The following is a 25,195-nucleotide window of genomic DNA, read 5'->3' on the forward strand; positions in this document are numbered from 1 at the left end:
TGCTTATCTAAATTTTAAACCCCAGAAAAACACTCTCATCATCAAGATCGCTTCTAGAATCGTTATGATCAGACTCCAGCTTATCCGGGGCTTCTCCGGTCTATTCAACAATGCCTTGCAATCTATCAACGTTCAATTGCCATTTAGATGGATCTTCAATACTATCGATACTATCCGAGCCCTTCGATAGATCTATAATTTCTATAGGTATATGCATATTAGATCGCACTGAAAAAAATACCTTGATAATCGGTGTAACCAGGCTTTTTTTCGATTGCTCAAGCACCACACCGAGACGGCCCGATTTGAGTTTCAGTAACGTGCCACTTGGATAGATGCCGATAGTTTTGACGAAAGCATGAAAGATTGTTTCATCGAAATGTCCTTCTCTCCATGCCGTCATTTTGCTAATCGATTCGGCTGGCCCCCAGGCTTTTTTATAACATCGATCGGAACTGATCGCATCATAGACATCACACACCGCACCCATGCGGGCAAACAAACTCAAGTCGTCGCCCGATATTTTCTCAGGGTAACCTCGACCATCAACGCGCTCGTGGTGATGCAAACACACATCCAAAGCCACATTGTCAACTTGGTAGCTCGCTTTAAGTATTTCCCAACCGTGCTGCGGATGCCGCTTTACGACATTAAATTCTTCATCCGTCAATTTACCAGGTTTGTCCAATACTTCACTAGGAATTGCCATTTTCCCTACATCGTGCAATAGCCCCGCCACGCCCGCCTGTCGTGTTTGACTCTCAGACAGCTTCAATTGCTTCGCCAATGCAATCATCAACATGCACACCGCAACCGAATGCAAGTATGTGTACTCATTAGCATTCTTTAATCGCGCCAAACTCAGTAGCGCACTTGGATTCCTCTCGATCGAAGATTGAATGTCCTCCACCAATCCTTCTGCTCCCTGAACATCCAACGCCTTCCCTAAACGAGCATCGCCAAACATCGACGTTACAACCTTTTTAGCCTTAGTGTGTATTTTTTTTTGCAACAACCAATTCGTCGTCAAATGATACTTGTTTCTTAATCGCTGGTTGCATTTTAACCGGTTCAGATTCAGGCTTCTCAGGCTCAAATTCAGGCTCTTTAGCAGATTCCGAAACCACCGCTACTGCCGCGACATCAAGTCCTTTATTCGTATCAATCCATATTTCATGGACTCCAGAATGAATCAATTTTTGTAAATCTTTAGGATCATCCAACTTAAAGGATTTTTTCCAGAATGGATGTTCCAACCAATTCCCACGCAGCTCATGGATATACATTCCGAGGCAGACTTCGTTAACATTCACTTTTTTGATCATAAGGCGGAATAGTAATAAACCAATTTATTAACTTGATAATTAATATCATACTGCTCTATGCGCTCTATCGAAAATTATAATATCTTAGAAAGAACTAAGACAATTTAACGAATTGTTCGTTTATCTTGCTTAATTTCTCTGTAAATGCTTGTAGTCGCTCTTTTTCCTGAAGCACCACACTTTCCGGAGCGCGTTCAACAAAACTCACATTCGAAAGCTTTGCTTGCGCTTTGGCTATCTCTGCTTGTATCCGAGTCATTTCCTTAGATAAACGATCACGCTCGGCTGGTACATCAATTTCAACTTTAAGCATCAGTCGAAAATCTCCAACAATTGAAACCGGAGCACCGACGTTCGGTAAATTTTCTGAAATATGCACATCAGAAAGCTTCGCTAAAGTAGATAAGTAAGGTGAGAATTCATTCAAAGTTCTAGGATCACCAGTAACCCACAGCGGTACTTTAGTGGCAGGAGATAAATTCATTTCACTGCGTAATGTACGGCACGCATTCACCATATCTTTCAGTAAGGCGATTGATTCTTCCGCAAGCGAATCAATTCGCTCTAGATTTGCTTGTGGATATGGTTGATTCATGATGCTAGTACCCGTTCTTCCAGCAAGCGACGCAACAGTTTGCCACAATTCTTCGGTAATGAAGGGAATAATCGGATGCGCTAATCGCAGCATAGCTTCCAACACACGCACCAACGTCCGGCGAGTAGCGCGTTGCACTGCAGCATCCTTATTATTCAGTTGTACTTTGGCCAATTCCACATACCAATCACAGTATTCATCCCATACCAATTCATAAATCTCTCTCGCAGCGAGATCGAAACGAAAATCACTGAATGCCTGTGCAATGTTGTACTCAGCCTGTTGCAAACGACCGATTATCCAACGATCTGCCGCATGATAATAAAGTGGCTGTGACTCATCCAAGCCGGTATCCTCACCGTCACAATTCATTAAGACATACCGAGTCGCATTCCATAATTTGTTACAAAAATTGCGATAGCCCTCGCAACGCTGCATATCGAATTTGATATCGCGGCCATGCGATGCCAGACTCGCAAACGTGAAGCGTAACGCATCTGTACCAAATGCCGGAATTCCTTCTGGAAAGTGTTTACGGGTAGTTTTTTCTATGGCCTCGGCCTGCTTGGGATTCATTAAGCCCGTCGTACGTTTGGCAATCAGTTCCCGTAACGTGATGCCGTCGATCAAATCGAGTGGATCCAACACATTGCCTTTGGATTTACTCATTTTCTGACCTTCAGAATCACGAATCAGTCCTGTGATATACACTTCTTTAAAAGGCACCTTACCGGTGAAGTGCAACGACATCATCGCCATGCGCGCAACCCAGAAAAAAATGATATCAAAACCTGTGATCAACACCGAAGTCGGTAGAAATGCTTTGATCTCGGCAGTTTCATCTGGCCAACCCAAGGTTGAGAATGGCCATAATGCGGATGAAAACCATGTATCCAATACATCTTCATCCTGTTTCAATTGATGAGTACCGGATAATTTCTGCGCTTCTTCCAAGTTGTGTGCAACGAATACATGGCCTCGATCGTCATACCACGCAGGAATGCGGTGTCCCCACCAAAGCTGGCGCGAGATACACCAGTCTTGAATATTCTCCAGCCATTGATTGTAAGTATGACTCCAATTATCCGGAGTGAACTTAATATCACCTTTTGCCACTGCGTCTAAACCGCTTTTTGCCAAACCTTCCATTGCCACATACCATTGATCAGTCAACATCGGCTCGATAATTGTATGCGTGCGATCTCCTCGCGGAGCCATTAATTTATGATCTTTAATTTCAACCAACAAGCCTTGTGCATCCAAATCGGCAACAATTTTCTTCCGTGCATCAAAGCGATCAAGCCCCTGATAAGTGACTGGTGCATTTTGATTGATTTTGCCATCTAGTGTCAGGATATTAACGGGTTCGAGTTGATGTCGTTGTCCAATCTGATAGTCGTTAAAATCATGTGCTGGAGTGATCTTAACGCAGCCAGTACCGAATTCTTTGTCGACATAACTGTCCGCAATAATCGGAATCGTTCGGTTACACAACGGTAGCTGTACTTGCATCCCTATCAAATGCTGATAACGTGGATCCTCCGGATGCACAGCGATCGCAACATCACCAAGCATTGTTTCAGGTCGCGTGGTAGCCACCACCAGCGACTCGGTTTGGTGAGTGCTATCGGCTGGACTCGTTGATGCTAACGGATAACGAATATGCCACAGTGAGCCATTTTCTTCCGTCGCGACAACTTCCAAATCGGAAACTGCCGTTTGTAGTACCGGATCCCAATTCACTAACCGCTTACCGCGATAAATCAATCCTTCACGGTACAAACGCACAAAGACTTCCACGACAGCGCGCGATAACGCCACATCCATCGTAAATCGTTCGCGCGTCCAGTCACAGGAATTCCCGAGCCGACGCATTTGCCGCGTAATAGTTGAGCCCGATTGTTCTTTCCACTGCCAAACACGTTCGAGAAAAGCTTCCCGCCCCATTTTGCGGCGATCCAGATTCTGTTGATCCAATTGACGTTCAACCACGATTTGCGTTGCAATACCAGCATGATCGGTACCTGGTTGCCACAAAGTGTTTTCGCCAAGCATGCGATGATAACGCGTTAATGCATCCATCAACGTATGCTGAAAAGCATGCCCCATATGTAATGTGCCGGTGACATTCGGAGGCGGCAGCATAATGCAATAGGCAGAAGAGTTTTCTGTCATTTCCGGCTTAAAATAACCGGCTGACTCCCAAATCGAATACCAACGATCTTCGATTCGTTTTGGATCAAAGCTTTTTTCAAGTTCCATGGAGTGAAGAATAAATGCGACGGATAAAAACCGCTATTATAGCGGATGAGGTACTGTATGCTACAGGGCCATCAAGTCTCGATATTCAGCAGATTATTTTTAAATTAAAAGATTGTGTTGTACTATGCTTCCTAGTCGATGCACTCAATACGTTAGCTAATGATTCAGCAAAACGTAGCAAATCACCTAGCTAGTGGAAAGGTCATTTCATTTATGAATCAGCTTAACCAGATTATCCGAATAAATACCTATTCATATACTGCACCGATGTTTCTAGACTCACGCTACTCTCAGCTTTTCAAAACATGAAATTATCCGCGCTTTATTGGCATCGATTTACTCCTCTGCACATTATTTTATGGCCGATTAGCCTAGTCTACGAGTTGTCCCTGATAACTAGAAAATTATGCTATTGGCTGGATATTCTTCCGTCCACTAAATTACCCGTTCCAGTTATCAGTGTTGATGCTATCAGCATTGAGGCTAATGGCAAGACACCGTTAATACTCTGGTTAGTCAATAACTTGGCGAGACACGGCTACACACCCGGAATTGTGATTCGCAGAAACTTTAGCGCAAAACCGCCTATTGCCATTACATCCGCCACGACACCTGAAACCACTGATAGTGACACACTATTATTTACACACCATCTCGGCGCCACTTGCCTGATTTGGACAGGCAATGATCGCATTCAAACGGCCCAAGCACTACTGTATGCTCATCCAAATTGCGACGTGCTTATTTTTAGCGACATACTGCAATATCACCAACTCGAGCGGGATATCGAAATAACCTTGGTTGATTTTTCCGATTATGCCTACGGCAACGGACTTTTATTGCCTGCTGGTCCATTACGCACTAACCCTCGGCGACTAAATCAAGACAGTATTATTCTCGTAGCCGGAGGAGAACATAATTTTACAATGATCACCGATAATTGGCATACAAAGTATCCAATTAAATGGATCACAGAAACAGTGTATAACGTACTTAAACCCGAAAACCGTCGATTATTATCAAGCTTCGAAGAAATACCGATACATGTAATAGTCGATGAAAGTGACGAAGAGTGGATGTTTGCTGCGATACAAACAGCCGGACTAAATACTGGTGCCATATTACATTCATTCTCGGAACATCATCGATTTGTAGCAAATGACTTCGACTTTCCCCCGAATGAAGTCATCCTCATGTCTGAAAAAAAAGCTCTGTTGTGTCAAAATTTTGCCACTGAGGTACTATGGGCATTGCCAGAAGAAGTCTGGATAGGTATTGAGTTTGAAAACACCATTTTGAAGCAACTTAAAATCAAAACCGAGCAATGCTGAGATGTGCTGTCAAAAATGGGGTCCATGTGTTTAGGCAGTGCGTAGATTTGCATGGTACTGCTGCGAAAATTGCACAGGCGATAAATAGCTCAATTTTTCTTGCTTGCGCTGTCGGTTATAGAATATTTCGATATATTCGGTAATCTCAGCAATGGCTTGTTGGCGTGTTTTGAATCTCCGGTGATGCACCAGTTCGGTTTTGAGTATCCCCCAGAAGCTTTCCATCTGCGCATTATATAGCAGTTACCCTTGCGGCTCATGGATGCGGTCATGCCAAATTGTTGCAATAGCTTCTGGTAATCATGTGCACAGTATTGACTACCTCGATCTGAATGAGCAATGAGTCCCTGATTTGGATATTTACTTGCAGCTGCACGAAATAATGCTTGCATAACCAGACTCTTTGTCATTCTCTCATTCATCGCATAGCCCACTAACTCGCCATTAAATATGGTCTTTTACGCCAGCTAAGTACAACCAACCTTCATCGGTAGGAATGTAAGTCATGTCACTGAACCATACTTTACCGGGTGCTCTAATAGTAAATTCCCGCTTCACTCTGGATAGCTCTAGTTCAACTTCAGTCAGCACCTTCTGACACTTACCTACCGCAGCGAGTTCTCCCCGTCAGCATAAACCCAGCTCTTTAGCGTCCCCTTGGGTAATGACAGTCGCTTTGCCGCTTCAACCAACGTCAATCCACTTGCTTTGAAAAACTTAACTGATTCCTTACGAAACTTCCTGATTATACTGTGTACGCGGTAATTCCATTCTTATCCTCCATTTCATCCCCTCATTTTATGAAACTTAGGACTCCATGAAAATCAGCATACTTCATTTCAAATCAAGCAGTTTCTCTAGCAGCTGTGCTTTTGTCATGTTATCGCTGTACCAAAACTCGGCGATGGTATGCTGCAATTTTGTTCGCAAATGTTCTTTCATGGTAATTCTTGTGGAGAAAATCCGTTTAGAAGGAATACCCAGCGAGGCATACCGGTCCCTGATGCATGGTAGCAATTCGCTGGCGCTGACATCCTTGCGCACTGGCGTTGAGCCTTTGTGGTTCGCGAATGTGACTTGCTGCTGACGATCAAGCAGAAATGCCTGCATGAGGGCTTGGCCGTCAATCAAGGATGGCTGCGTTAGCCGCGGATAGGCTATCGAATCGAGCGCGATGATAAATTGTCCGTCCGATTCTGGTACTGGAGCGCAAAGATAATCGCGATTCACCGTCAATCCAGCCGCAACAAATTCACCGAGCACCCAATCTCCCATGACCAGCATTGCGGCTTTTCCATCCATTACGAACTTGGTCGCGTCGCTCCAAGATTTCATTAGTCCAGGCGAGGGGCGGTAGTGACGAAGTTGATAGAGAATATCGAGAAGACGCTGAAATTCCTTCGATGAAAGAACGCTGAGATCCTGTTCCTTATAGAGTCTCTGATAACCTGAACGACCCAAGATGCTGGCCACAAGATTCGAAAACAAAAACCGAGTCGTCCATGGATCGTCGCTGATGGCAAGAGGAGTGATGTTGTGCTCATGAAATAGCTGCGCTTGTTTTAGCAATTCGTCCCAGTTTTTCGGTGGTTTCAATTTGAATTTTCGGTATAACTCCGCGTTGTACCACACCCAGTTCTCGTTGTGTATCGTTACGGGTTGAACGACTACTCGATTACCGACTGTTATCAAATCCATGACGAAGTCATGCATGAAAGATTGCCATTGCTGTTGTTCAACTACTTTATTCAATGGATAGGTAATACCTAAATTGTAGAGGTGGGTAATATCCTCACCAGTTAGCAATAGCACGGCTGTTGGTGGAAAACCTGCGGCGAAACGCATGAGTAGATCCCGTTTCATGTGCTGGTAGTCCGCTTCGCTGGACGAATACCAAATACCACCCCGGTTCTTTACTTGGGCGGAAATAGTATTGAGGGCGCTTATCTCGCCCGGGGATATCCAAAAATGAAGAAGATCGACTACTGGCGATTCTTTAGCAGCCTCCGCATTGGAGAATGGCGTGAATGGTGGGGTGCACCACAAAAACATCAGCAACATGATCATCGCGACGGCTCTGGGAGAAAGAGTCATTGTGTTTTCCTTAGAGTAGCGCGTGCGCACCAGCGCTTCTCCATGTCAGGAAGCGCTTGTATTAACGAATCGATTTCCATAGCTTCGGAAAAATAATAACCTTGGCCATATAGACCACTTGATCCTGAAAATGACTTGCACTGTTCGGGAGTTTCAATACCTTCGAGCACGACCGACATCCCTAGCGTGTGAGCCAGATTTACTATACTGTTAACGATTTTTCCCGCATTGACATCGTTAATCATGTCTCGTACGAACGATTTGTCGATCTTTATTACATTGCAGGGAAAATTTCTTAAGTGAACGAGCGATGCATATCCCGTGCCGAAGTCGTCTAAGGCCACCTCGGCACCTAGCTGGATGCATTCATTCAAGTTGTCTATGACGGTGTCGTGAGAACGCTGAAAAAATACATGCTCCAGAATTTCGATACTTAGCCAACTTAAATCCCGTGTGCCTGTTAACGTCATTATTTTGTTGATCATTCGCTTATCGACAAGGAAGCATTGTGGCATATTTACGTGTAGCCTAAAACCCTGCAAAGGTAAGTTGGACAATCGATTGAGATGATTGCCGACTTGTTTTAGAATGGTTTCCGTGAGCGCATACTCCAACTGGAAATCAATAATGATGTCTATGAATCTTCCCGCGGCTATCAGGCCGTTGTCCGTTCGCCATCGCGCCAATGTTTCAAATCCGACGATCCGAAATGTGGTCAGATCAACGATGGGTTGATAACAGGGGATGATATCGCTTTTTCGAATGGCCGATAGCAGTTGCTGTGCTTTGACTTCTCTGGCGGCTTTCGTCGAGGAATCGCTCTTGCTGTAGATGTAATAATGTCCTTTTTTGTTCTTCTTGATTGACCGCAGAGCGAAATCGGTTTTGCTCAGAGCGTTCTCGGCGCTGTCACGTAGATCAGGATGCTTAATGAATCCCCCGATAGATACGTGACATGGAATTTCAATCCCGTTGAACAGCGCCGGTGACGACAAGACCGACGATAAACTCAATAGATATTCATCGACATCTATTTTATTTTCATTTCGATCAATCAACAATAAGAATTCGTCTCCACCCAAACGGTAGGAATAAGAGCCTTTGGAGAATTGAGAACGGATAGCTTGGGCAACGTGATGTAACAAGGAGTCACCCGCGGTATAACCATAAACATCGTTAGTGGACTTGAATTCGTCCAAATCGATCAGCAGGATTATCCACTCGCGAGGCGACTCTTTCACTTTCTCTTCGTAAAATGAGAGAAAGGCGCGTCGGTTTCCAATGTTTGTCAGCGGGTCGAGCAAAGCCAAGTCCAGTAACTTATTTTGATAAGCCTCCAGTTTGGCGTGCTCGTTTTTCAATTTTTGAAGCAGCGGTCTGATTGAACTGAAGAAAAGCATTGCGAGCAGGACGAAGCTTCCGATCAAGTTGATACGATTTAACTTATTTAAACTTTCGATATATAAAAAAGACCGTTTATTCAGTAAAGTTAAGTAGGCACCCAATTGCTGCTGCATGATGCCATCGGGGGCGAGATCTTTGATAATGGGTGCCCACAAGGAAAATCGCCATTCGATTAATTTAGGGTCGACTTCTCTCAATTGGCTTAAATTGACAGTTAGTCTGTCAATAGTTGTCCTCAACCCGTCCAGATCCGGCAATAAAAAATCCGAAGCTATCATTGGGAACGATAATTCATTGAGTTTGTTAAGATGTTGATCAATATGCAGTTGCCGCGATGAAACTTCCTCGGCTAGCTTGCCAAGCTCCTCTTGCCCTTGTTTGATGAGATAGCTGGGCCTTTCTTCCCTTTGGAATGCCGTTAAGAGCATGACAAGTATTTGCGAGATACGAGTGAAACTTTCTTTTTGTTTCGTTATCTGCTTAACTAAATGTGAGGTTTCGCTCTTGGCGTTGATGAGATGACGATATAGAAAGAAGTCAACCGTGCTGATCATGGAAAGCAATAGCATCCACGTGATCATCAAGGTGCGAATTTTTGAAGTAATTCTTCGGATCGATAGAGATGTTTCGTGATTCGAGGAAATATTTTCTCCTGTCTTGCTTATCTTTTTCATTGATCTATCGATAAACCAAACCTGGTTGAATTGTTTTTCAATGCTCGCAAGCAATTAGAATTAGATTCACCCTCGATTCATGGATACAACATAAAACTAACCTTAGTTGTAAGAAAACGCAGGATTACTTACAAAGTGGTTAATAAAAGTAAGTGCCAAGTATTTCATAAGAGGTAACATTGTTCAACTCTTATGAGGTTTGACGATACTGTTGTGGTTCAATAAAACCAGATACCTTGTTAAGAGAGCTTACTATTAACTAGCGAGGTGAAGGATGAAAGAATCAGGAAAGCGAAGTCTCTATCCAGAGGAATTCAAGAAGGAAGCTGTATCACTGGTTACTGAGCGCGGCTACACTATTGCAAGCAGTCCAAGGGTTGATACGAGTGAGAAGAATCTGCAGCGGTGTGTCAAGCAACAAGCGCAAGAAATAAACGACCCCGTGGTAAGACCACGGGAAATCGCAAGTTGATACAAGCACCGTTTACACAAAATTCGTGATACCTTCAATTAAATATCACTCCCTCTCATTCACCTATTTCGTTCTTATCGCGGAGCTCTTAGATAGTGTTAACAGGCTCTAGATTTCGCCGCGAATAGATCGTTCAAGTTCATCTTCCTGACATCTCTGATAGTTGACCCGGTAACATCGGCACTTCAATCCAGGGAACCGGAGTTATCTAGCGTCGTGGACGCTGATGTACGGCGTTTGTCGGTGCTTGCCTGCATGATGATGCGAGAGCCACGGTAACCGATGCTATGATTCCATACCCAGTTCAAGGCGACACTGAGGCGATTTTGCGCACCGATCAGAAAGTAGATATGCGCAAGCTTCCAGACCCACCACGCAAAGGCACCACGCAACTTCACCCGTCCCATGTCAATAACTGCCAAGCTGCGGCCGATGGTTGCCAGGTTTCCCTGGTGCTGGTATTTGAAGGGTTCGTCAACGGGCTTTCCCTTCAAGCGCCGTCCAATGAGGTTGGCGACGTACCTACCTTGCTGTTTGGCTGCCGGGGCGATGCCCGGTACAAGCTTCCCGTCGGCCATGGCGCATGAGGCCGTATCGCCGATGGCGAAGATCTCCGGATGACCAGCCACCGTCAGGTCAGGGCCAACGATCACTCGGCCAGCACGATCAGACTCCACATCCAACCAGCGGGCCGCTGGGGACGCCTGAACCCCGGCGGCCCAGATGATGATCTTGGCCAAAAGGGACTGGCCACCATACACCACGCCGTCCGCCGAGCATTCGGTAACCGGAGTACCAAGTACGACCTCGACTCCGAGCTTCTCAAGCGCCTGGCGCGTATAGGCCGAAAGTTCCTCCGGAAAAGCGGACAACAGACGCGGACCAGCCTCGATCAGTACAACACGCGACGTGCTCGGGTCGATTGAACGGAAGTCATGCGCCAGCGTGTCTCGTGTAAGCTCAGCGATGGTTCCGGCTAATTCAACCCCAGTGGGGCCACCACCGATGATGACGAAGGTCTGTAGCGCGGCACGCTGCTGAGGATCGCTCGTGCGCTCAGCCTCCTCGAAAGCCATGAGGATGCGGCCTCGAATGGTCACAGCGTCTTCCAACGTCTTCAACCCCGGTGCGAAAGCACCCCATTCGTCATGTCCGAAATAGGCATGGGTAGCGCCTGTCGCGAGCACGAGAGTATCGTAAATTTGCCGTGATCCAGTGTCCAGAATGATCTCGCGCGTGTCCTGGTCGATACCTTCCACTTCCGCCATCAAAGTATTCACTTCCGGGCGATTGCGAAAGAGATAGCGGATAGGCCAGGCGATCTCCGATGTCGAGAGAGACGCTCCTGCAACCTGGTAAAGCAACGGTTGAAACAAGTGATGGTTGCGCCGATCGATGATCGTCACATCGACCTCGGCACCCGCAAGCTGGTTGGCAACCTCGATCCCGCCGAAGCCCGCTCCGATGATGACGACGTGATGCCGAACTTTAGTGGTCTCCATGACCTGATCTCCTCTCGTTCAACGTTTCAGCGCCGATGCATGGTATGCCATATGCTCGCCAATGAAGCTGGCAATGAAGTAATAGCTGTGGTCGTAGCCTGGGCGCAGATTCAACGTGAGCGGATGCCCTATCTCGTCACAGACCTTGCGCAGTAGATCGGGCTGAAGCTGGCGCTCCAAGAACTCGTCGTCCAAACCCTGATCCACCAGCAGCGGCAAACGCTCCTGCACAGTGCGGATTAACTCCACAGTGTCGTACTGCTTCCATGTTTCCCGATCGCTACCCAGGTAAGCCTCGAAGGCCTTATGCCCCCAAGGAACCCGAGTGGGAGCGACGACCGGCGAAAAAACTGAGACGCTTCGATAGCGGCCCGGGTTGCGCAAGGCGATAACCAGAGCACCGTGCCCCCCCATGGAGTGACCGCTGATGCTTCGTTCCGCCGTCACTGGAAAATTGGCTTCTATCAGTGCCGGCAATTCCTGCACGACGTAGTCATACATCCGATAATTCGCAGCCCAAGGATCTTGTGTTGCATTGACGTAGAAACCCGCCCCCTGTCCAAGATCATAGCCAGAATCATCGGCAACGCCTTCGCCACGAGGACTGGTATCGGGTGCGACGACGGCAACGCCATGTTCGGCCGCATAGCGCTGGGCTGCGGCTTTTGTGATGAAATTCTGTTCGGTACAGCTGAGGCCCGACAGCCAGTACAACACCGGTACTTTGCTGTGCCGTGCCTGCGGTGGCAGATAGGCACCGACCTTCATCGTGCAACTAAGCACCGTGGATTCATGCTGGTAGACGTCCTGCCAACCATCAAAGCTGGCGTGATGTTCGACGCGTTCCATGTTGTTCTCCTGTATTAAAACGAGCAGCGCTGCAATCGCGCGCCAGGACGGCAATCCGTCAAAAAAATTTCTCTTCCGTGTCGCGGGCGTGCTCAATCCTGTACACGACCTACCAATCACTATATAGGCACCAGAATCGCCGTGACCGGTACCCAATGTCGTAAACAACAATCGGTATAGGCGCGTGTGCCAGCCCTTTCAGAACGCCTCAATGCCTGTGTTTTCAGACGAAGGTGTACGAGCAAACCTTATTACCCGCCGGATCACGCAGGTAGGCCGCATAAGCACCCGGCAAGTGACCACGCGGACCAGGCTGACCCTCGTCAGTGCCGCCTGCGGTAAGGCCGGCGGCATGGAATGCATCTACTTCGGCGGGAGTTGCGGCAGCGAAGCCGATCGTTACGCCATTGCTAGAAGGTGCTTCACCGTTGCCAGGACGGGCAATGATGAAAGCAGGTTTCTCACGACCGAAAAGCACCCAGCCGTTGTTGAAAGGACCGAGGTTCTTGATACCAAGGACACCCAGAGCGGCGTCGTAGAACGCGGCCGACTTCTGAACGTCGATGGCGCCGATAAAAACGTGCGAGAAAGCGCCGTCACCGGAGATAACTGGATTGGACATGATTGGTCTCCTTTATGCTTAGTGTTTGATGTTGAGAATGGATGATTAGAGTGGCCTATGGATCAGTAGTGGATCACTGTGCGAATCGATTTGCCCTCGTGCATCAGATCGAAGGCTTTGTTGATATCGTCGAGACCCATGGTGTGGGTAACGAACGGGGCGAGATCGATCTCGCCTTTCATTGCGTCTTCCACCATACCGGGAAGTTGGGTGCGTCCCTTGACGCCACCGAAAGCCGAGCCCTTCCAGACCCGGCCAGTGACCAACTGGAACGGACGGGTCGAGATTTCCTTGCCTGCACCGGCAACACCGATGACGATCGACTGACCCCAGCCCCGATGAGCAGCTTCCAACGCCGAGCGCATCACGTTGACGTTACCAATGCACTCGAAAGTGTGATCAACACCCCAGCCCGTCATTTCGATGAGAACCTCGTGGATCGGCTTGTCGAAGTCCTTGGGGTTCAGGCATTCGGTCGCGCCGAATGTGCGGGCCAGTTCGAACTTGGCCGGATTGGTATCGATGGCAATGATGCGACCCGCCTTGGCCTGACGTGCACCTTGGATCGCAGCGAGACCGATGCCGCCGAGACCGAAGATGGCCACCGAGTCACCCGGTTGCACCTTGGCCGTGTTGCGAACAGCGCCGATGCCGGTGGTCACACCGCAACCCAGCAGGCAGACATGCTCAGGATTGGCATTCGGATTGATCTTGGCTAGCGATACCTCGGCCACCACGGTGTATTCGCTGAAGGTCGAGCAGCCCATGTAGTGGTAAAGTGGCTGGCCGTTGTATGAAAAACGAGTTGTCCCGTCGGGCATCAATCCCTTACCTTGGGTCGCGCGAACCGCGACACACAGATTGGTTTTGCCGGACTTACAGAACAAGCACTCGCCGCATTCGGCGGTGTAGAGCGGAATGACGTGATCACCAGGTTTCACACTGGTCACGCCTTCGCCCACTTCCACGACAATGCCCGCACCTTCATGACCCAGCACGACCGGGAAAAGACCTTCTGGGTCATCGCCCGACAAGGTGAAAGCGTCGGTATGGCAAACGCCGGTATTCGTGATCTTGATGAGAACTTCGCCCTTGCGCGGCGGCTCAACATCAATTTCGATGATTTTCAGCGGTTTTCCAGGCTCGAAGGCAACTGCTGCACGTGATTTCATGATATTGCTTCCTTTTTAGCTAATTATCTACCCTCATCGAGGGCATCTTGATGCCTCTACCGCAGATAGGATCGAACGATAGAGGCGATTTCGTTAATCGACTTATTCTGTGAACCGTTTCTAATTTCGCTACCGGGAAACCCTTCCCGCAAATAACTTTCTAGAACCGTAACCATCAAGCCATTGATACTCCGCGAACAACCATAAGCCGCTGAAGAACCACAAAATAACACCACTCACATAGGCACTTGCAGTACTTGCTTCTTTTCTCGCGGATTGAGTAGTATCGAACACCGCTCCACTTGGCACGTCACCGTACAATACTACAATACTCAATACTCAATACTACTCGATAGTTGCTGATACCGTTTTAAAGTTAAACCGCCGGCTCTGCTGCAAAAAATTCGAATTCCATAATAGCGACACGACCTAGGCAGTATCATTTTGAGCTGTATCAGATGGCATCACAAGCCAGCCATAGCTGGTAGATTGATGAGAGACCTTACATGGACGTATATGGACTCCTCCGTTTTGTGTGAGATTTTTTGATGAGGTTTTAGCTGAAGCACTTGCACTCGTATATCCGGCCTGTAATGGGATCTGTTTATTATATCCCTGACCTTGATGGAAATTCGCTGCTGGGGCCTCATCGCCCACTCGTGATCATAAGCCACTGTCCATGTATCAGGCTTCCCAGCTGCGGATGTACCCGCTTTACCATCACTCGAAATCACACTGCAAATCAAAGAAATCTATTACGTTTGTAGCATACCTCTATTTACCCTAATATTGGTGGCAAGCCAATACCGTATGCTAATGTTGTCTAGAGTTATCCATGGTGGCTTGACGCTGCACCCTCAATAGTGCTGAGCGACAAGTCGCTGTGGATAACTCGGGTCATAAGCGCAGTCGTTAGTAAGTACCGCCCAGATACGCCTTGCCGTTCGGTGTGCCATCGCCACCACCACTTTGTTGAGAGTCTTTCGTTGCAGCATTGCCTGTTGCCAACTGTTGAGCTTGTCGATACGTTTAGCATAGCTCAGGGCTGCACGAGCACCATGCACCAGCAGGCAACGCAGATAGATATCGCCGCGTTTGCTGATGCCCTGCAACTGGGTTTTGCCGCCGCTGGAATTTTGTCGCGGAACCAGCCCAAGCCAGGCTGCGAACTGGCTGGCGCTCTTAAAGTTCTGGATATCGCCAATCGATGCCACTACAGCCGTAGCAGTCAGCGGACCTACTCCTTCGATCTGCAGGATACGCTGACATTCCTTGCTGCTACGAAGATGCGATTCGATCTGCTTATCGAATACCTTGATCCGGCAAGTGAGATTGGTCAGCTCCTGAAAGAGTGAGGAAAACATTACATTGAGATCCCTGGGTATTTGGCTATCTTGTGAACTGATGATCTGTATCAGCCGTGTATTGAGCTGCTTGAAGCTCCGCGGAATAGTGATGCCGAACTCAGCCAATAGGCCACGAATCTGGTTGCCGAGTGCAACGCGTTGTTTGACGATGCCGGCACGTACGCGGTGTAACACAAGCACTGCTTGCTGTTCCTCACTTTTGATCGGTACAAAACGCATATTCGGACGTGTCACTGCCTCGCAAATTGCCTCCGCATCACGAGCATCATTCTTGTTGGTTTTGACATAAGGCTTGACAAACTGAGGTGGCATCAATCGTACTGTATGTCCCATATCCGATAGGCATCTGCCCCAATAATGGGCAGACGAGCAAGCTTCCATGCCGATCAGACATGGGGAAAGTTGTGTGAAGAATTCAATCATCTGTCTGCGAGAGAGCTTCTTCTTCAGGACAGTAAATCCTGACGGATTAGTGCCATGTATTTGAAAAACGTTTTTGGCAAGATCAATTCCTATTACAGCAACTTGTTTCATTTTGGTCTCCTCGGTTAGTTAAAGATACTACCGTACCCCTTCCTGGAGGGAGGAGTCCATTCCATTGCCCACAATTTGCAAGGGATTCGATTGTTGATGATGAATTGGTTTAGATTGCAGCGCACTCGAAGTGCCAGGTCTCGTTAAGGTTAAGCTATTTACGGTCTTACCAGATTCGCCATCATGTCATGATTGCCCTAGCAATCTGTGAAAAATTGTCCTTAATGAATGACCCCGCTCCAAGGGGCGAGGTATCAGAGCTGTGATATGTGGGAAGTTAGAAAAGTGCAAGTTGCCTATCTTCATGTAGTTTTTGATACTCTTTCCCTTGTCCCTTAACATAGTTCCGTATCGTGTGTTCATCACCATGACGACCAACAGTACTCGCAAAATAGCCATCACTCCAAAAATCACCGCCCCAGAGTCGCTTTTTGACATGAGGACACAAGCGAAATACTTCACTTGCTGTATTGCTCTTAATTACTGTTACCAGTTTCGTTACGCTATATGAAGGAACACTTTGCACTAAAAAATGAACATGATCTTCGTCTGTTTCAATCTCCAGAAATTTCAACTGGTAGCGCTTCTCCAGTTCAAGACAAACATCTCGCAGTGTCTTATCTACAGCATCATCGAACACAGCTCGACGATATTTCGCCGGAAATACCAGGTGATAAAGCAACGTTGTTACGTTATCCCACTTATGTATATATTCGCTCACGCAAATATTTTACGCCCCCAAGCGGCGAGGAATTAAACCCGGTAGAGATTAAAACGCCAGATCCTATAATCGAGAAGATGACCGTGCAAAGACCTTCTAACATCATTCTGAATCAGTGCGTTTTGTCAACTGTTTGGACGTTTGTAATGATTTACTCTCATGAGCTTGCGTCGATAGTGGCGTGTCATTTGCAGCAATAGGTGATGTTTTGACACCAAGAAATTTTGCCAGTTTATTCAATAATAATTTGATGAACCGCCATAATTTTGGTAATGCCCACACCGAAAATCCCATGAAAATGACAAATAAAATCAAAAAAACTTCTGGGTGATTTAAAGCAGCCCACATCCCAGAAAGCACCAAAACATCTTCTGTCAAAGACGCAGACCAATTAGATACGGGTTCTGGAGAAGTATTTATCATTACACGCGCACCCGATTTTGTAGCGTGTGTAGTAGCGGCAACACTCCCCCCCAAGAGTCCTGCGGCAACCTCTAATGCTGGCGTGGTATCACCCACCGTTCCAGCAGCAAGCATTGCACCGGCAGGAATACGAATAAAAGTGTGAATGGTATCCCAAGCCGTATCAGCACCTGGGATTTTATCCACGAAAAAATGAACAACATACATAACCGCTGCCGCACCAATTACCAGAGGATCTTGTAGTACGGACAGTTCGCTAGGCAAATCAATATGACCGGTAGAACCACCCAACCCCAAAATGGCAATCACTGCATAAATATTAATACCGCTTGCCCATGAGCTTCCAAGCATCAATGCAAGCGTAGCCATCAAGGCCTCATAACTTTCCATAATTCTATGAATATCGGATATTGATTCTGAGCATATTGTAATTAGAAATCGATAACACAGGAAATATGGAAATATCGCTAACCACCTTAGATTTAATCCAGCAATACATTAGAGTGGATTGGCACGCAATATTTTAAGCAGTTCGTCATACAGGTCATCATGACGGTGATTAAAACGAAACTCCGTTTCTTTTAAGTGCAAAAAAAATGTTTGCATCGGTATTCCGTTGAATTTTGCTAATCGTTGTTTGGTATAAACCCAGAAGGATTCTATATCATTTTCACCCGTCTGAGCACGATTACTATCGACAGAATGAAGCTGATACAATTGCATACGCATACCTTGGTATACACCAATCAAAGCCTCATAACCACTTAACCCCAGTTGCTTAATAACACCCTCCTTCGAGGCAACATTATCGGATTCTAGCAGTTTTATATCAGATTCCACTTGAGAAGGAAGAATCACTGTAAAAATATCATTTTGTTGCTTTAGAATCCCGTAAACACCTAATAAATTAGCGTTATTATCAATCGACTGAGATGGCATGGCCGGTATTTTCGTCAAATCCGCATGTATGTCTGTAGCACTCTGATATAGAATTTCATTGTTTTCTTTGATACGCTGGCGTATCTTAAGATAAATTGTATCGTGCTTATCCGGTTAACTCCCAAGGTAGCTAGATGTAGTAGTGGGCCGTGATTTTTTTGTATAAAGTTCAGCATACGTCGGCGCAGTGACATCACCAGCAATGCCAAGCAGGGAACGGAATGCGTTGAAAGGGTAGAAACGGCGGTTGAATCGAAACGTGAATTCGTTGAGATAGGCTTGCAGGTGTTGCGGGCTGACGCCGTGGTGAATGCCACGTAACCATGTTTTGAGATTGGAGAACACGAGGTGAATGATGGGCAGAAAAGTTTCGGCAACTTGCATGTCGCCACGTTCCGCAACGGCGGTATGAAGATACCCTCGCTTTTCAAGCGCCGCGTAGCCGCTCCAGTCATCGGTAATGATGGTGGCGCCTGGCGTAACGACGCGCTCAATGAAACCGCCCAACGATTTGGCACTGCGGTCTGGCACCACAGCGAGCCGAACACGTCCGGCGTAACGCCCAGTCCTCCGCTTATTGAGGCTGCCACCGTGCTTGCGCTGTTTAACCTCGACCGCACCGGCGACGAGAACCATGTCGTGAACGCCTCGACCCTTGCCGCGAGTACGTCCTCCGACGTAGGTTTCATCGGCCTCGACGGCATCGAAGGGGTTGCCACCAATCCGATCTTGGTCGGGACGCACCATGCCGACCCGCAGTTTGTGGAGAATCTGGAAAGCAGTCTCATAACGCGACAGCCCGAGTTGCCGCTGGAATTGGGCAGCAGACATACCGGGTGTTTGGCTGGCAACCAAGTAGGCTGCCCAGAACCATACGGAGAGAGGTGTGTGGGTGCGTTCCATGACGGTGCCCGCAGTGAGGCTCGTGTCTCGGTTGCAGTGACGGCACCGACAAACGCTGGGGCGATTGGCGAAGCGATAAGGCTCTCCGAGTGTGCCGCAGTAGTCACAAACGAATCCGTCGCTCCATCGGGCGCGCTCAAGATAGGCCGCGCAGGCCGCTTCGTTCGGGAACAGTCGCTGAAAATCAGGAAGCGAGCGAGGGAACGGCAAATCGTCTCGCTCAAGCACGTCGATAACCATGACCACCTCAGGTTGGCGCAGATGCTCAACATACTACCGGTAGTGGGCTTGGGAGACAACCGGATAAGCACGAATTGTATTAACCGACCGTACAGAAATGCGCGTTAACTGCGCAGCTTTTGTTGCAGTTAGATCCAATGCATAGCAACGTACAAGCTTACGAAATTTTGCTTCTTTGATTCGAGAGCGGAAATAGTATTTATTTTTGGTAGTCATTTTTATTTTTATTTTTATAAGTTAGTAAATCAATGAATAGCCTGGACATATTGATTTTCTGGGCTATTTCATTGACCATTGATCACTCTACCACACCATAAAAACTCCCAAATAGTCTAGTTGTCAGAAAGTTAATAGTAAAAACATCCTATAAATCCCTTAATAAAAAGATCTTTTTAATGGGATTTCGTTCCTGAAGATTCTTAAAATAATGAATAAGCATAGCCAAACACGCCATGCTTTCAAATTAATGACGTTCTATTTTGCTTAGGTGGTTTATATGAGGTCAGGTTATGAAAGAAACGAAATCAACTTGATAAAACTGACAATTACTGAATCCGATATGAGCAACCGGCAACCTCTAATTCTGTGTGAGAAATAATCAAATGCAGTGTACGGAGAATAAAACGACGACTTGTCCCTGATTTTCGTTTATTGTTTCATGCCATTGACGAACTTAAAATTTTTTTAACCAGATGAGCCGATTGATCGATTAAGAATCGATACCGTTGAAACCATGACTGCCAATTGCCATGATGGCAAGCTGCGATCAATATTGCTTGATAAAACCAAAATCGAAACAAGTTTCAGGGTATGGTTTTAAAAAACAGATTGTTGACTTTGTGGCAGTTACAGCATAATCGCTTTACCGCCTAAACCAAGAAGTGGCGCCATAGCGCCTTTATCTCTTGGTTTCTTGCAAAAAAACTACCAGAATTTATAGAATTTGCAATGGAAAATAATGGTTTTGCAAATATCTCCATCAATCTCTAGATTGGTAATAGGATTTGTGTGTAATCGCAATGGTTTTATCGTTACCTGTTCCTGAATGCTGAATGTTTACAAACAACGTATGCGGATCCTTACCAAAATAAATGCCCGTACCTTCAGCCGATTTGTCTTTTAACGATGCAAATAAATGCACGCCATCACTGTATCCATCTCCGTCTTCATCAGGCATTGCAACCCAAATGTCACTGTTGTCATTATCTTCAACAATCCATAATTTGCCATCCGGACCATAGGCCAAGTTATCTGGACGCTTGAATCCAGTCACGCCGCGGACTGTATTCGTTGGCTTGATCTCGAAAGGAACATTTACACCGGGCTGCACAAAATAACTCACTTTAGGCGTAACTCCTAACTTGACTGCAAGTATGGCTCCTGGGCCATCGATGTTATTAGGATCTGTGGCATCTTCGCAAGTCAGTGCAGCATATAATGTATTTCGAATACGTTCTAAATCTTCTGGGCGACAGAAAGGTGTCGCATTGACTTCTTGAGCAGCCACTCTGGCATTAATCTGAACCTGATTCATGTCCAAAGCTATCCACTCAGCCTGACCGACTTTCATTCCATTTTTAACCCGTAGCGCATACAATTGGCCACTGCTCAGATCACCATAACTGTCTGGAACGAATTTATAGATCGATCCTTTTCGATCTTCGTCAATGACGTACACATTACCTTCTTCATCAACTTCAATGCCTTCATGCGCTAATGATCCCAACATTGGCCGTACTTTAATTTCCTTGATCTCGGTTGGCGCATCCTTTTCAAACTTCATTTCATACAGCATGCCACTTTGTGCTCTGGGTGCATCAGGGTCTGGGAATTGTGCAGTAATGGTTTCTTCAGCAAACAGGATGGATCTCCAAGGTGTCCACACAAGACCATCGAGTGCTTCCCAATCGGTACGCTGAGCAAGAATTTTTGCCTTTCCTGTTTTCAAATCCACAACTGAAACTGCACCTCCTAAGAAAGGCTCTGCTCCAGGGCGCATTTCGTGAGTACGATAAAGATATCTACCAGCGTGCTTTCCGGTTTCGTTGACGGTATTCATGTCAGTCCAATCGCCAGAATTTGGGTAGATATCTAGATCCGATTCATCAGAAATAATGCGTTGCGTGAATCCTTTCGGAATCACCCAAGGCTTACTGTTGAGAATTGCTGGGTCCGATGTTGTTTGTTCGTAAGCGGAAGCAGCTATTGGCCGGAATTTCATCGGGCCATTTACAAATACTGCATCTGCATAAACCATTGTTGTCAGCGCTATGCAAGCGGGCAACGCTAAAATTGACTTCTTCATGAATTTTCTCCGATAAGTTCGCAATCGCATTGAAAAAAGAGAAGGATAAGTAAGCACCATGGGCTTTTTCCTCATAGCTACTCTAGCGTTACTATATGAATTTCTGATGTCAGCAAAATGAATCTTTTGTGATATTTTTGCGTCAGCGGCTTCGAACCGCAGTGACGTTCAAAAAAATCGCTGAAACCGGGGAAGTTCCAGCGATTGAGGCTACAATGAGAGAACTACTTATCTACAACGTGGTACGTTACGTTAATACTTTTAATTGAAGGGAAAAGTCCATTCTTGAGTCCAATCATCATTTTGGTCCTTGAATGCACCTATATAATCAACCAACGTGAAGAACGGATCGTTAACCGCTATGCCCCCTAACGTCAATGGTGAACCGGCTGTCGGCAAATAACCGCTCAACACGGGATCAGCAGCATGGTTGCCTGACTGCGAAGTAAACCAGTTTTCAACAGTAAATGTGGCACCTTCACCCTCTTGATAATTGACCGCACAGTTCACATATGAGTTTTGCATGGTTAATGTACCGGATAAGGCTCCTGGAGCACCTGCGCCAATAAAGGTAGCTGGACTATCAATCATTAAGCAGACCGGAGAGCCTACAATCACCGCGTTCAAAATATTACCGCCAGTACCACGGCGCAACAATATGCCTTGTGTAGCAGACTCACCAGAACGACCGATAATGGTTAGATTCGACAAAATCGGTTGCGTTTTTGGAAGGCTGTCGTGATTTTTCTCGTTATTGTCTGCTTCGATTCCACGGTCACCTACATTGGGGTTCTGTTTAATCAAAACAAATTGTGCTTTACCTTTCCAGCCACTGGCCCAATCCAAAGAATCATCCTGAGCATTGGTGATCACCAAGTGTTTCATTTGCGCCGTACCGCCGAAAATCTCGATACCGTCATCCAAACCTTCATGCACTTGGACATAATTAATCACCGTTCCAGAACCAACGCCATTTAACGTAAAACCGTTGAGTTCTTCATCTGGGCGCACAGCAGTACCAGCAAAACGAATCTGCACATATTTCATAACACCGCTGTTGTCAGCAGGATTGTTACCGCCAAATAATTCTGAAACAACCGCTTCATATGGAATTTCACATAAAGGCACGCCGTCATTACAACCATTCACCGGCGCATTGCCAGAAATCAGAAATCCACCCCAATCTCCGGCAGATTGTTCCGTTGATCCGGTCATCACGATAGGATTATCGGGCGTACCTTCTGCCATGATTTTTGAACCCCTTCGAATCCAAAGATAAGAGGATTGATCACCTTGTCCTGGCATGCCGACCACTTTGGTTCCTGGATTGATCGTCAAAGTGGCGCTTTGTGCATTATCGCCACCGACAAATACAGGCCCCTGTAACAACCACTCGATGTTCTTTGTCAGAGTAGCATCCGAAGTAATCGTACCACTCAGAATACAAGAATTTGCCGTCGGCCCTTGTTGCGCAAAAGTGGGACAGCCTCCAAAAGCATTATTCGCCAATTGGTCAATGCTGAAACTCATAGGATTGGATCCTGGAACATACTTTAATTTGACGTAAAACTTGTCCGCACCCACTTCCACCTCTTGGATATGCACAGACTGAGTATCACCGTCGTATACATTACGTTGCCCAGTAACCGCAGCAATAGGCTGCGCACTTACCAATTGCAATTGACCGCCAACTAATTCTAGTTGCGCATGATAAAAGGTCGACGCTCCGTCGCCGAGCACTTCAATTACCGGCATATCCACCAGGCCCGTTGCCGGATCATAAGTAGCCGTTGCTGCGTGTGTATTGAAAGCAATTGCGCTTAATAAAACTGCGGACGATGTTACTACTTTCGATTTTATTCGTTTTAACTCAAACATGACTGACTCACCTCCAGTTGTTATATTTAGGGTGAGTCAATGTAACAAAGCAACATGACAATCATGTGACGCTTATATGTCAGTGTCACCTATCTTTTCACGGGTTTTATTGATTGTCTATCGCATTAAAGTGCCTATTAAACACATCGAACGCTGGTAAATAGCGATTGTCTGGAATAAAAAGTGGAATTCATTGATAGTTTATGCAGTAAGCAGACTTGTATTTCTATCGAATCTGTGATTTGGAAGAAAGAATCTCGCTATCTTTTATAGCAGGTCAATTGAGCGAAGAACTAGAAGTTATAATGCCTCTTCTGTTCCTGCTTCGAGGGTACGTATGACCCGGCACGGATTCCCAGCAGCAAAGACACTCGCAGGAATATTCCGTGTAACAACGCTTCCCGCGCCAATTACAGAACCAGCACCGATGGTAACTCCAGGACAAATGACTGCCCTGCCGCCAACCCAGACATGATCTTCAATAGATATAGCCTTCCCCGACTCAATCCCCTTGTATCGCTCGGCTGCATTCATCGGATGAGTTGCGCCATATACATGAACACCAGGTCCCAACAGCACATTGCTTCCGATCTTCACAGCAGCAATGTCAAGAATGACGCAGTCGTAATTCAGGAAAGTGTTCCGACCTATGTGAATATTGTATCCATAGTCGCAGCGAAACGGCGCATTGATCGTGACGGATTCGTGTGCATCCATGAGTTCTTCAAGTATGGCGGTTGCTCTTGCAATTGCTCCAGGCGGCAAATTGTTAAATTCGTAGCAAAGCATACAGGCGCGTAACCGGTCCGCGATCAATTGCGGATCCATTGGGTCATAGAGTTGACCACCAACCATCTTTTCGCGCTCGCTCGGAATACTCATGCAGGTGAGATACGATACTTAATGTTGAAAATTATCCGGTTCTAGTATATCGAAACATGGGGTGTATATGTACCCGGTAACTTTGATCTGCCCTCAAGGAAACGGCGTGTTAATAGATTATTTTTCAAAGCATATCGCTCGTAGTTTACCGAGCTCATGCAATCAATACCAAAGTATCGCCTGATGCGATTGTAATACGCCTCGATATACCAAAAAATTGAACGCCTTGCTTGATTACGCGTTTTATACTGCCCCGATATACTAGTTCTGTTTTCAACATATGAAAGAAGCTCTCACAAACGGCATTATCATAACAATTACTCTTACCATTCATACTGCACTTAAGTTGATATGAATCGCCCCGGTATTGAACTGACCCCAGAAGTCAGTTATTCACCGGAAATACGGGAACGAGCGGTTAGGTTGGTATTCGTCCAGCAAAAAGAGCATAAATCGCAATGGTCTGCGATCAAATCGATTGCATCTAGGATTAGTTTAACAATCGCCGGTTACTGGAGCCGATTGGAAATATTCCACCAGCAGAATTTGAAATGGCATATTATCGCCAACTAAGGGTGTCAGTTAATGCGGTTTAACTCAAGGCAAATAGTCTCCAGACCGGGGCGATTCAATTAGTGTTGCAATTGGCTTGATTGTCAAAGTAGTTTGGAGTGCATTTTTTAGTTAGTAATCTCACTATT

20 protein-coding genes and 4 pseudogenes are annotated in these 25,195 nt (G+C 46.4%); 4 read left to right on the forward strand and 20 right to left on the reverse strand.

Annotation, left to right across the window (positions count from 1 at the left end):
* Positions 1 to 100 precede the first annotated feature (100 nt).
* The 3 genes from W03_RS07455 to W03_RS07460 all read right to left on the reverse strand — a co-directional run bounded on the left by W03_RS07455 (position 101) and on the right by W03_RS07460 (position 4,182).
* Positions 101 to 967 carry an HD-GYP domain-containing protein gene (locus tag W03_RS07455; RefSeq protein WP_309296090.1) on the reverse strand — a complete coding sequence of 289 codons (867 nt, stop codon included), beginning with the start codon at positions 965 to 967 and terminating at the stop codon, positions 101 to 103.
* Between the two features lie 22 nt (positions 968 to 989).
* A complete protein-coding gene (locus W03_RS13465; protein ID WP_309296091.1) occupies positions 990 to 1,325 on the reverse strand; it encodes a DUF3391 domain-containing protein in 336 nt (111 codons plus the stop codon).
* Between the two features lie 94 nt (positions 1,326 to 1,419).
* Positions 1,420 to 4,182 carry a valine--tRNA ligase gene (locus tag W03_RS07460; protein WP_244072377.1) on the reverse strand — a complete coding sequence of 921 codons (2,763 nt, stop codon included), beginning with the start codon at positions 4,180 to 4,182 and terminating at the stop codon, positions 1,420 to 1,422.
* Between the two features lie 14 nt (positions 4,183 to 4,196).
* On the opposite strand from W03_RS07460, the gene W03_RS07465 reads away from it, so the two are divergent.
* Positions 4,197 to 4,376 (forward strand): hypothetical protein, encoded by a 180-nt coding sequence (locus tag W03_RS07465; protein WP_244072378.1) that lies wholly within the window; start codon positions 4,197 to 4,199, stop codon positions 4,374 to 4,376.
* Positions 4,377 to 4,487: 111 nt separating this feature from the next.
* Complete coding sequence (lpxK, locus tag W03_RS07470) at positions 4,488 to 5,513, forward strand: tetraacyldisaccharide 4'-kinase (protein ID WP_244072379.1); 1,026 nt, start codon at positions 4,488 to 4,490, stop codon at positions 5,511 to 5,513.
* A gap of 30 nt (positions 5,514 to 5,543) precedes the next feature.
* Here the strand turns inward: lpxK and W03_RS07475 are convergent.
* From W03_RS07475 to W03_RS07485, 3 genes and pseudogenes are all read right to left on the reverse strand, one after another.
* A pseudogene (locus tag W03_RS07475) lies at positions 5,544 to 6,065 on the reverse strand (IS3 family transposase); the annotation flags it as partial.
* A 282-nt stretch (positions 6,066 to 6,347) separates the two neighbouring features.
* On the reverse strand, positions 6,348 to 7,607 hold the full coding sequence (locus tag W03_RS07480) for an ABC transporter substrate-binding protein (RefSeq protein WP_244072380.1): 1,260 nt from the start codon (positions 7,605 to 7,607) through the stop codon (positions 6,348 to 6,350).
* On the reverse strand, positions 7,604 to 9,685 hold the full coding sequence (locus W03_RS07485; protein ID WP_244072381.1) for a bifunctional diguanylate cyclase/phosphodiesterase: 2,082 nt from the start codon (positions 9,683 to 9,685) through the stop codon (positions 7,604 to 7,606). Before W03_RS07485 ends, W03_RS07480 begins: the two co-directional genes overlap by 4 nt.
* Before the next feature lie 274 nt (positions 9,686 to 9,959).
* Between W03_RS07485 and W03_RS07490 the strand changes: the two genes are divergently transcribed.
* Positions 9,960 to 10,157: a hypothetical protein gene (locus tag W03_RS07490; protein WP_244072382.1), complete on the forward strand. Its 198-nt coding sequence runs from the start codon at positions 9,960 to 9,962 to the stop codon at positions 10,155 to 10,157.
* A gap of 185 nt (positions 10,158 to 10,342) precedes the next feature.
* Here the strand turns inward: W03_RS07490 and W03_RS07495 are convergent, their stop codons facing one another.
* The 14 genes and pseudogenes from W03_RS07495 to W03_RS07560 all read right to left on the reverse strand — a co-directional run bounded on the left by W03_RS07495 (position 10,343) and on the right by W03_RS07560 (position 24,494).
* A complete protein-coding gene (locus W03_RS07495) occupies positions 10,343 to 11,659 on the reverse strand; it encodes an NAD(P)/FAD-dependent oxidoreductase (RefSeq protein ID WP_244072383.1) in 1,317 nt (438 codons plus the stop codon).
* Between the two features lie 18 nt (positions 11,660 to 11,677).
* On the reverse strand, positions 11,678 to 12,508 hold the full coding sequence (gene fghA, locus W03_RS07500) for an S-formylglutathione hydrolase (protein WP_244072384.1): 831 nt from the start codon (positions 12,506 to 12,508) through the stop codon (positions 11,678 to 11,680).
* A gap of 223 nt (positions 12,509 to 12,731) precedes the next feature.
* The gene (locus W03_RS07505; protein ID WP_244072385.1) at positions 12,732 to 13,130 is read right to left on the reverse strand and encodes a VOC family protein; all 399 of its coding nucleotides are present in this window, start codon (positions 13,128 to 13,130) and stop codon (positions 12,732 to 12,734) included.
* A gap of 62 nt (positions 13,131 to 13,192) precedes the next feature.
* Positions 13,193 to 14,302 (reverse strand): S-(hydroxymethyl)glutathione dehydrogenase/class III alcohol dehydrogenase, encoded by a 1,110-nt coding sequence (locus tag W03_RS07510; protein ID WP_244072386.1) that lies wholly within the window; start codon positions 14,300 to 14,302, stop codon positions 13,193 to 13,195.
* A gap of 129 nt (positions 14,303 to 14,431) precedes the next feature.
* Positions 14,432 to 14,638, reverse strand: a complete 207-nt coding sequence (locus W03_RS07515; RefSeq protein ID WP_244072387.1) for a hypothetical protein — start codon at positions 14,636 to 14,638, stop codon at positions 14,432 to 14,434.
* 521 nt (positions 14,639 to 15,159) lie between these two features.
* Complete coding sequence (locus W03_RS07520; RefSeq protein WP_244070393.1) at positions 15,160 to 16,203, reverse strand: IS110 family transposase; 1,044 nt, start codon at positions 16,201 to 16,203, stop codon at positions 15,160 to 15,162.
* A gap of 277 nt (positions 16,204 to 16,480) precedes the next feature.
* A complete protein-coding gene (gene tnpA, locus W03_RS07525; RefSeq protein ID WP_244072388.1) occupies positions 16,481 to 16,924 on the reverse strand; it encodes an IS200/IS605 family transposase in 444 nt (147 codons plus the stop codon).
* A gap of 102 nt (positions 16,925 to 17,026) precedes the next feature.
* Positions 17,027 to 17,737: a DUF4126 domain-containing protein gene (locus W03_RS07530; RefSeq protein WP_244072389.1), complete on the reverse strand. Its 711-nt coding sequence runs from the start codon at positions 17,735 to 17,737 to the stop codon at positions 17,027 to 17,029.
* Positions 17,738 to 17,845: 108 nt separating this feature from the next.
* Positions 17,846 to 18,016 (reverse strand): annotated as a pseudogene (locus W03_RS07535) (IS1595 family transposase); the annotation flags it as partial.
* 384 nt (positions 18,017 to 18,400) lie between these two features.
* Positions 18,401 to 19,429 (reverse strand): IS1595 family transposase, encoded by a 1,029-nt coding sequence (locus W03_RS07540; RefSeq protein WP_244070736.1) that lies wholly within the window; start codon positions 19,427 to 19,429, stop codon positions 18,401 to 18,403.
* 72 nt (positions 19,430 to 19,501) lie between these two features.
* Positions 19,502 to 19,645: pseudogene (locus tag W03_RS07545) on the reverse strand (IS1595 family transposase); the annotation flags it as partial.
* Between the two features lie 763 nt (positions 19,646 to 20,408).
* On the reverse strand, positions 20,409 to 21,734 hold the full coding sequence (locus W03_RS07550) for an alkaline phosphatase PhoX (RefSeq protein ID WP_244072390.1): 1,326 nt from the start codon (positions 21,732 to 21,734) through the stop codon (positions 20,409 to 20,411).
* Between the two features lie 261 nt (positions 21,735 to 21,995).
* Positions 21,996 to 23,612, reverse strand: a complete 1,617-nt coding sequence (locus W03_RS07555) for a hypothetical protein (RefSeq protein WP_244072391.1) — start codon at positions 23,610 to 23,612, stop codon at positions 21,996 to 21,998.
* Between the two features lie 300 nt (positions 23,613 to 23,912).
* Positions 23,913 to 24,494: a sugar O-acetyltransferase gene (locus W03_RS07560; protein WP_244072392.1), complete on the reverse strand. Its 582-nt coding sequence runs from the start codon at positions 24,492 to 24,494 to the stop codon at positions 23,913 to 23,915.
* 372 nt (positions 24,495 to 24,866) lie between these two features.
* On the opposite strand from W03_RS07560, the pseudogene W03_RS13535 reads away from it, so the two are divergent.
* A pseudogene (locus W03_RS13535) lies at positions 24,867 to 24,995 on the forward strand (IS3 family transposase); the annotation flags it as partial.
* Positions 24,996 to 25,195 lie beyond the last annotated feature (200 nt).

Source organism: Nitrosomonas sp. PY1 (assembly GCF_022836435.1).
In the GTDB taxonomy this organism is placed as follows: domain Bacteria; phylum Pseudomonadota; class Gammaproteobacteria; order Burkholderiales; family Nitrosomonadaceae; genus Nitrosomonas.

Excerpts from the sequence above, each read along its gene's own strand:
- W03_RS07540 (WP_244070736.1), bottom strand. The coding sequence starts at position 19,429 with ATGGTTATCGACGTGCTTGAGCGAGACGATTTGCCGTTCCCTCGCTCG.
- W03_RS07490 (WP_244072382.1), top strand. The coding sequence starts at position 9,960 with ATGAAAGAATCAGGAAAGCGAAGTCTCTATCCAGAGGAATTCAAGAAG.
- W03_RS07505 (WP_244072385.1), bottom strand. The coding sequence starts at position 13,130 with ATGTCCAATCCAGTTATCTCCGGTGACGGCGCTTTCTCGCACGTTTTT.
- lpxK (WP_244072379.1), top strand. The coding sequence starts at position 4,488 with ATGAAATTATCCGCGCTTTATTGGCATCGATTTACTCCTCTGCACATT.
- W03_RS07555 (WP_244072391.1), bottom strand. The coding sequence starts at position 23,612 with ATGTTTGAGTTAAAACGAATAAAATCGAAAGTAGTAACATCGTCCGCA.
- W03_RS13465 (WP_309296091.1), bottom strand. The coding sequence starts at position 1,325 with ATGATCAAAAAAGTGAATGTTAACGAAGTCTGCCTCGGAATGTATATC.
- W03_RS07455 (WP_309296090.1), bottom strand. The coding sequence starts at position 967 with ATGTTTGGCGATGCTCGTTTAGGGAAGGCGTTGGATGTTCAGGGAGCA.
- W03_RS07465 (WP_244072378.1), top strand. The coding sequence starts at position 4,197 with ATGCGACGGATAAAAACCGCTATTATAGCGGATGAGGTACTGTATGCT.
- W03_RS07520 (WP_244070393.1), bottom strand. The coding sequence starts at position 16,203 with ATGAAACAAGTTGCTGTAATAGGAATTGATCTTGCCAAAAACGTTTTT.
- W03_RS07510 (WP_244072386.1), bottom strand. The coding sequence starts at position 14,302 with ATGAAATCACGTGCAGCAGTTGCCTTCGAGCCTGGAAAACCGCTGAAA.
- W03_RS07480 (WP_244072380.1), bottom strand. The coding sequence starts at position 7,607 with ATGACTCTTTCTCCCAGAGCCGTCGCGATGATCATGTTGCTGATGTTT.
- W03_RS07495 (WP_244072383.1), bottom strand. The coding sequence starts at position 11,659 with ATGGAGACCACTAAAGTTCGGCATCACGTCGTCATCATCGGAGCGGGC.
- fghA (WP_244072384.1), bottom strand. The coding sequence starts at position 12,508 with ATGGAACGCGTCGAACATCACGCCAGCTTTGATGGTTGGCAGGACGTC.
- W03_RS07460 (WP_244072377.1), bottom strand. The coding sequence starts at position 4,182 with ATGGAACTTGAAAAAAGCTTTGATCCAAAACGAATCGAAGATCGTTGG.
- W03_RS07530 (WP_244072389.1), bottom strand. The coding sequence starts at position 17,737 with ATGGAAAGTTATGAGGCCTTGATGGCTACGCTTGCATTGATGCTTGGA.
- W03_RS07550 (WP_244072390.1), bottom strand. The coding sequence starts at position 21,734 with ATGAAGAAGTCAATTTTAGCGTTGCCCGCTTGCATAGCGCTGACAACA.
- W03_RS07560 (WP_244072392.1), bottom strand. The coding sequence starts at position 24,494 with ATGAGTATTCCGAGCGAGCGCGAAAAGATGGTTGGTGGTCAACTCTAT.
- W03_RS07485 (WP_244072381.1), bottom strand. The coding sequence starts at position 9,685 with ATGAAAAAGATAAGCAAGACAGGAGAAAATATTTCCTCGAATCACGAA.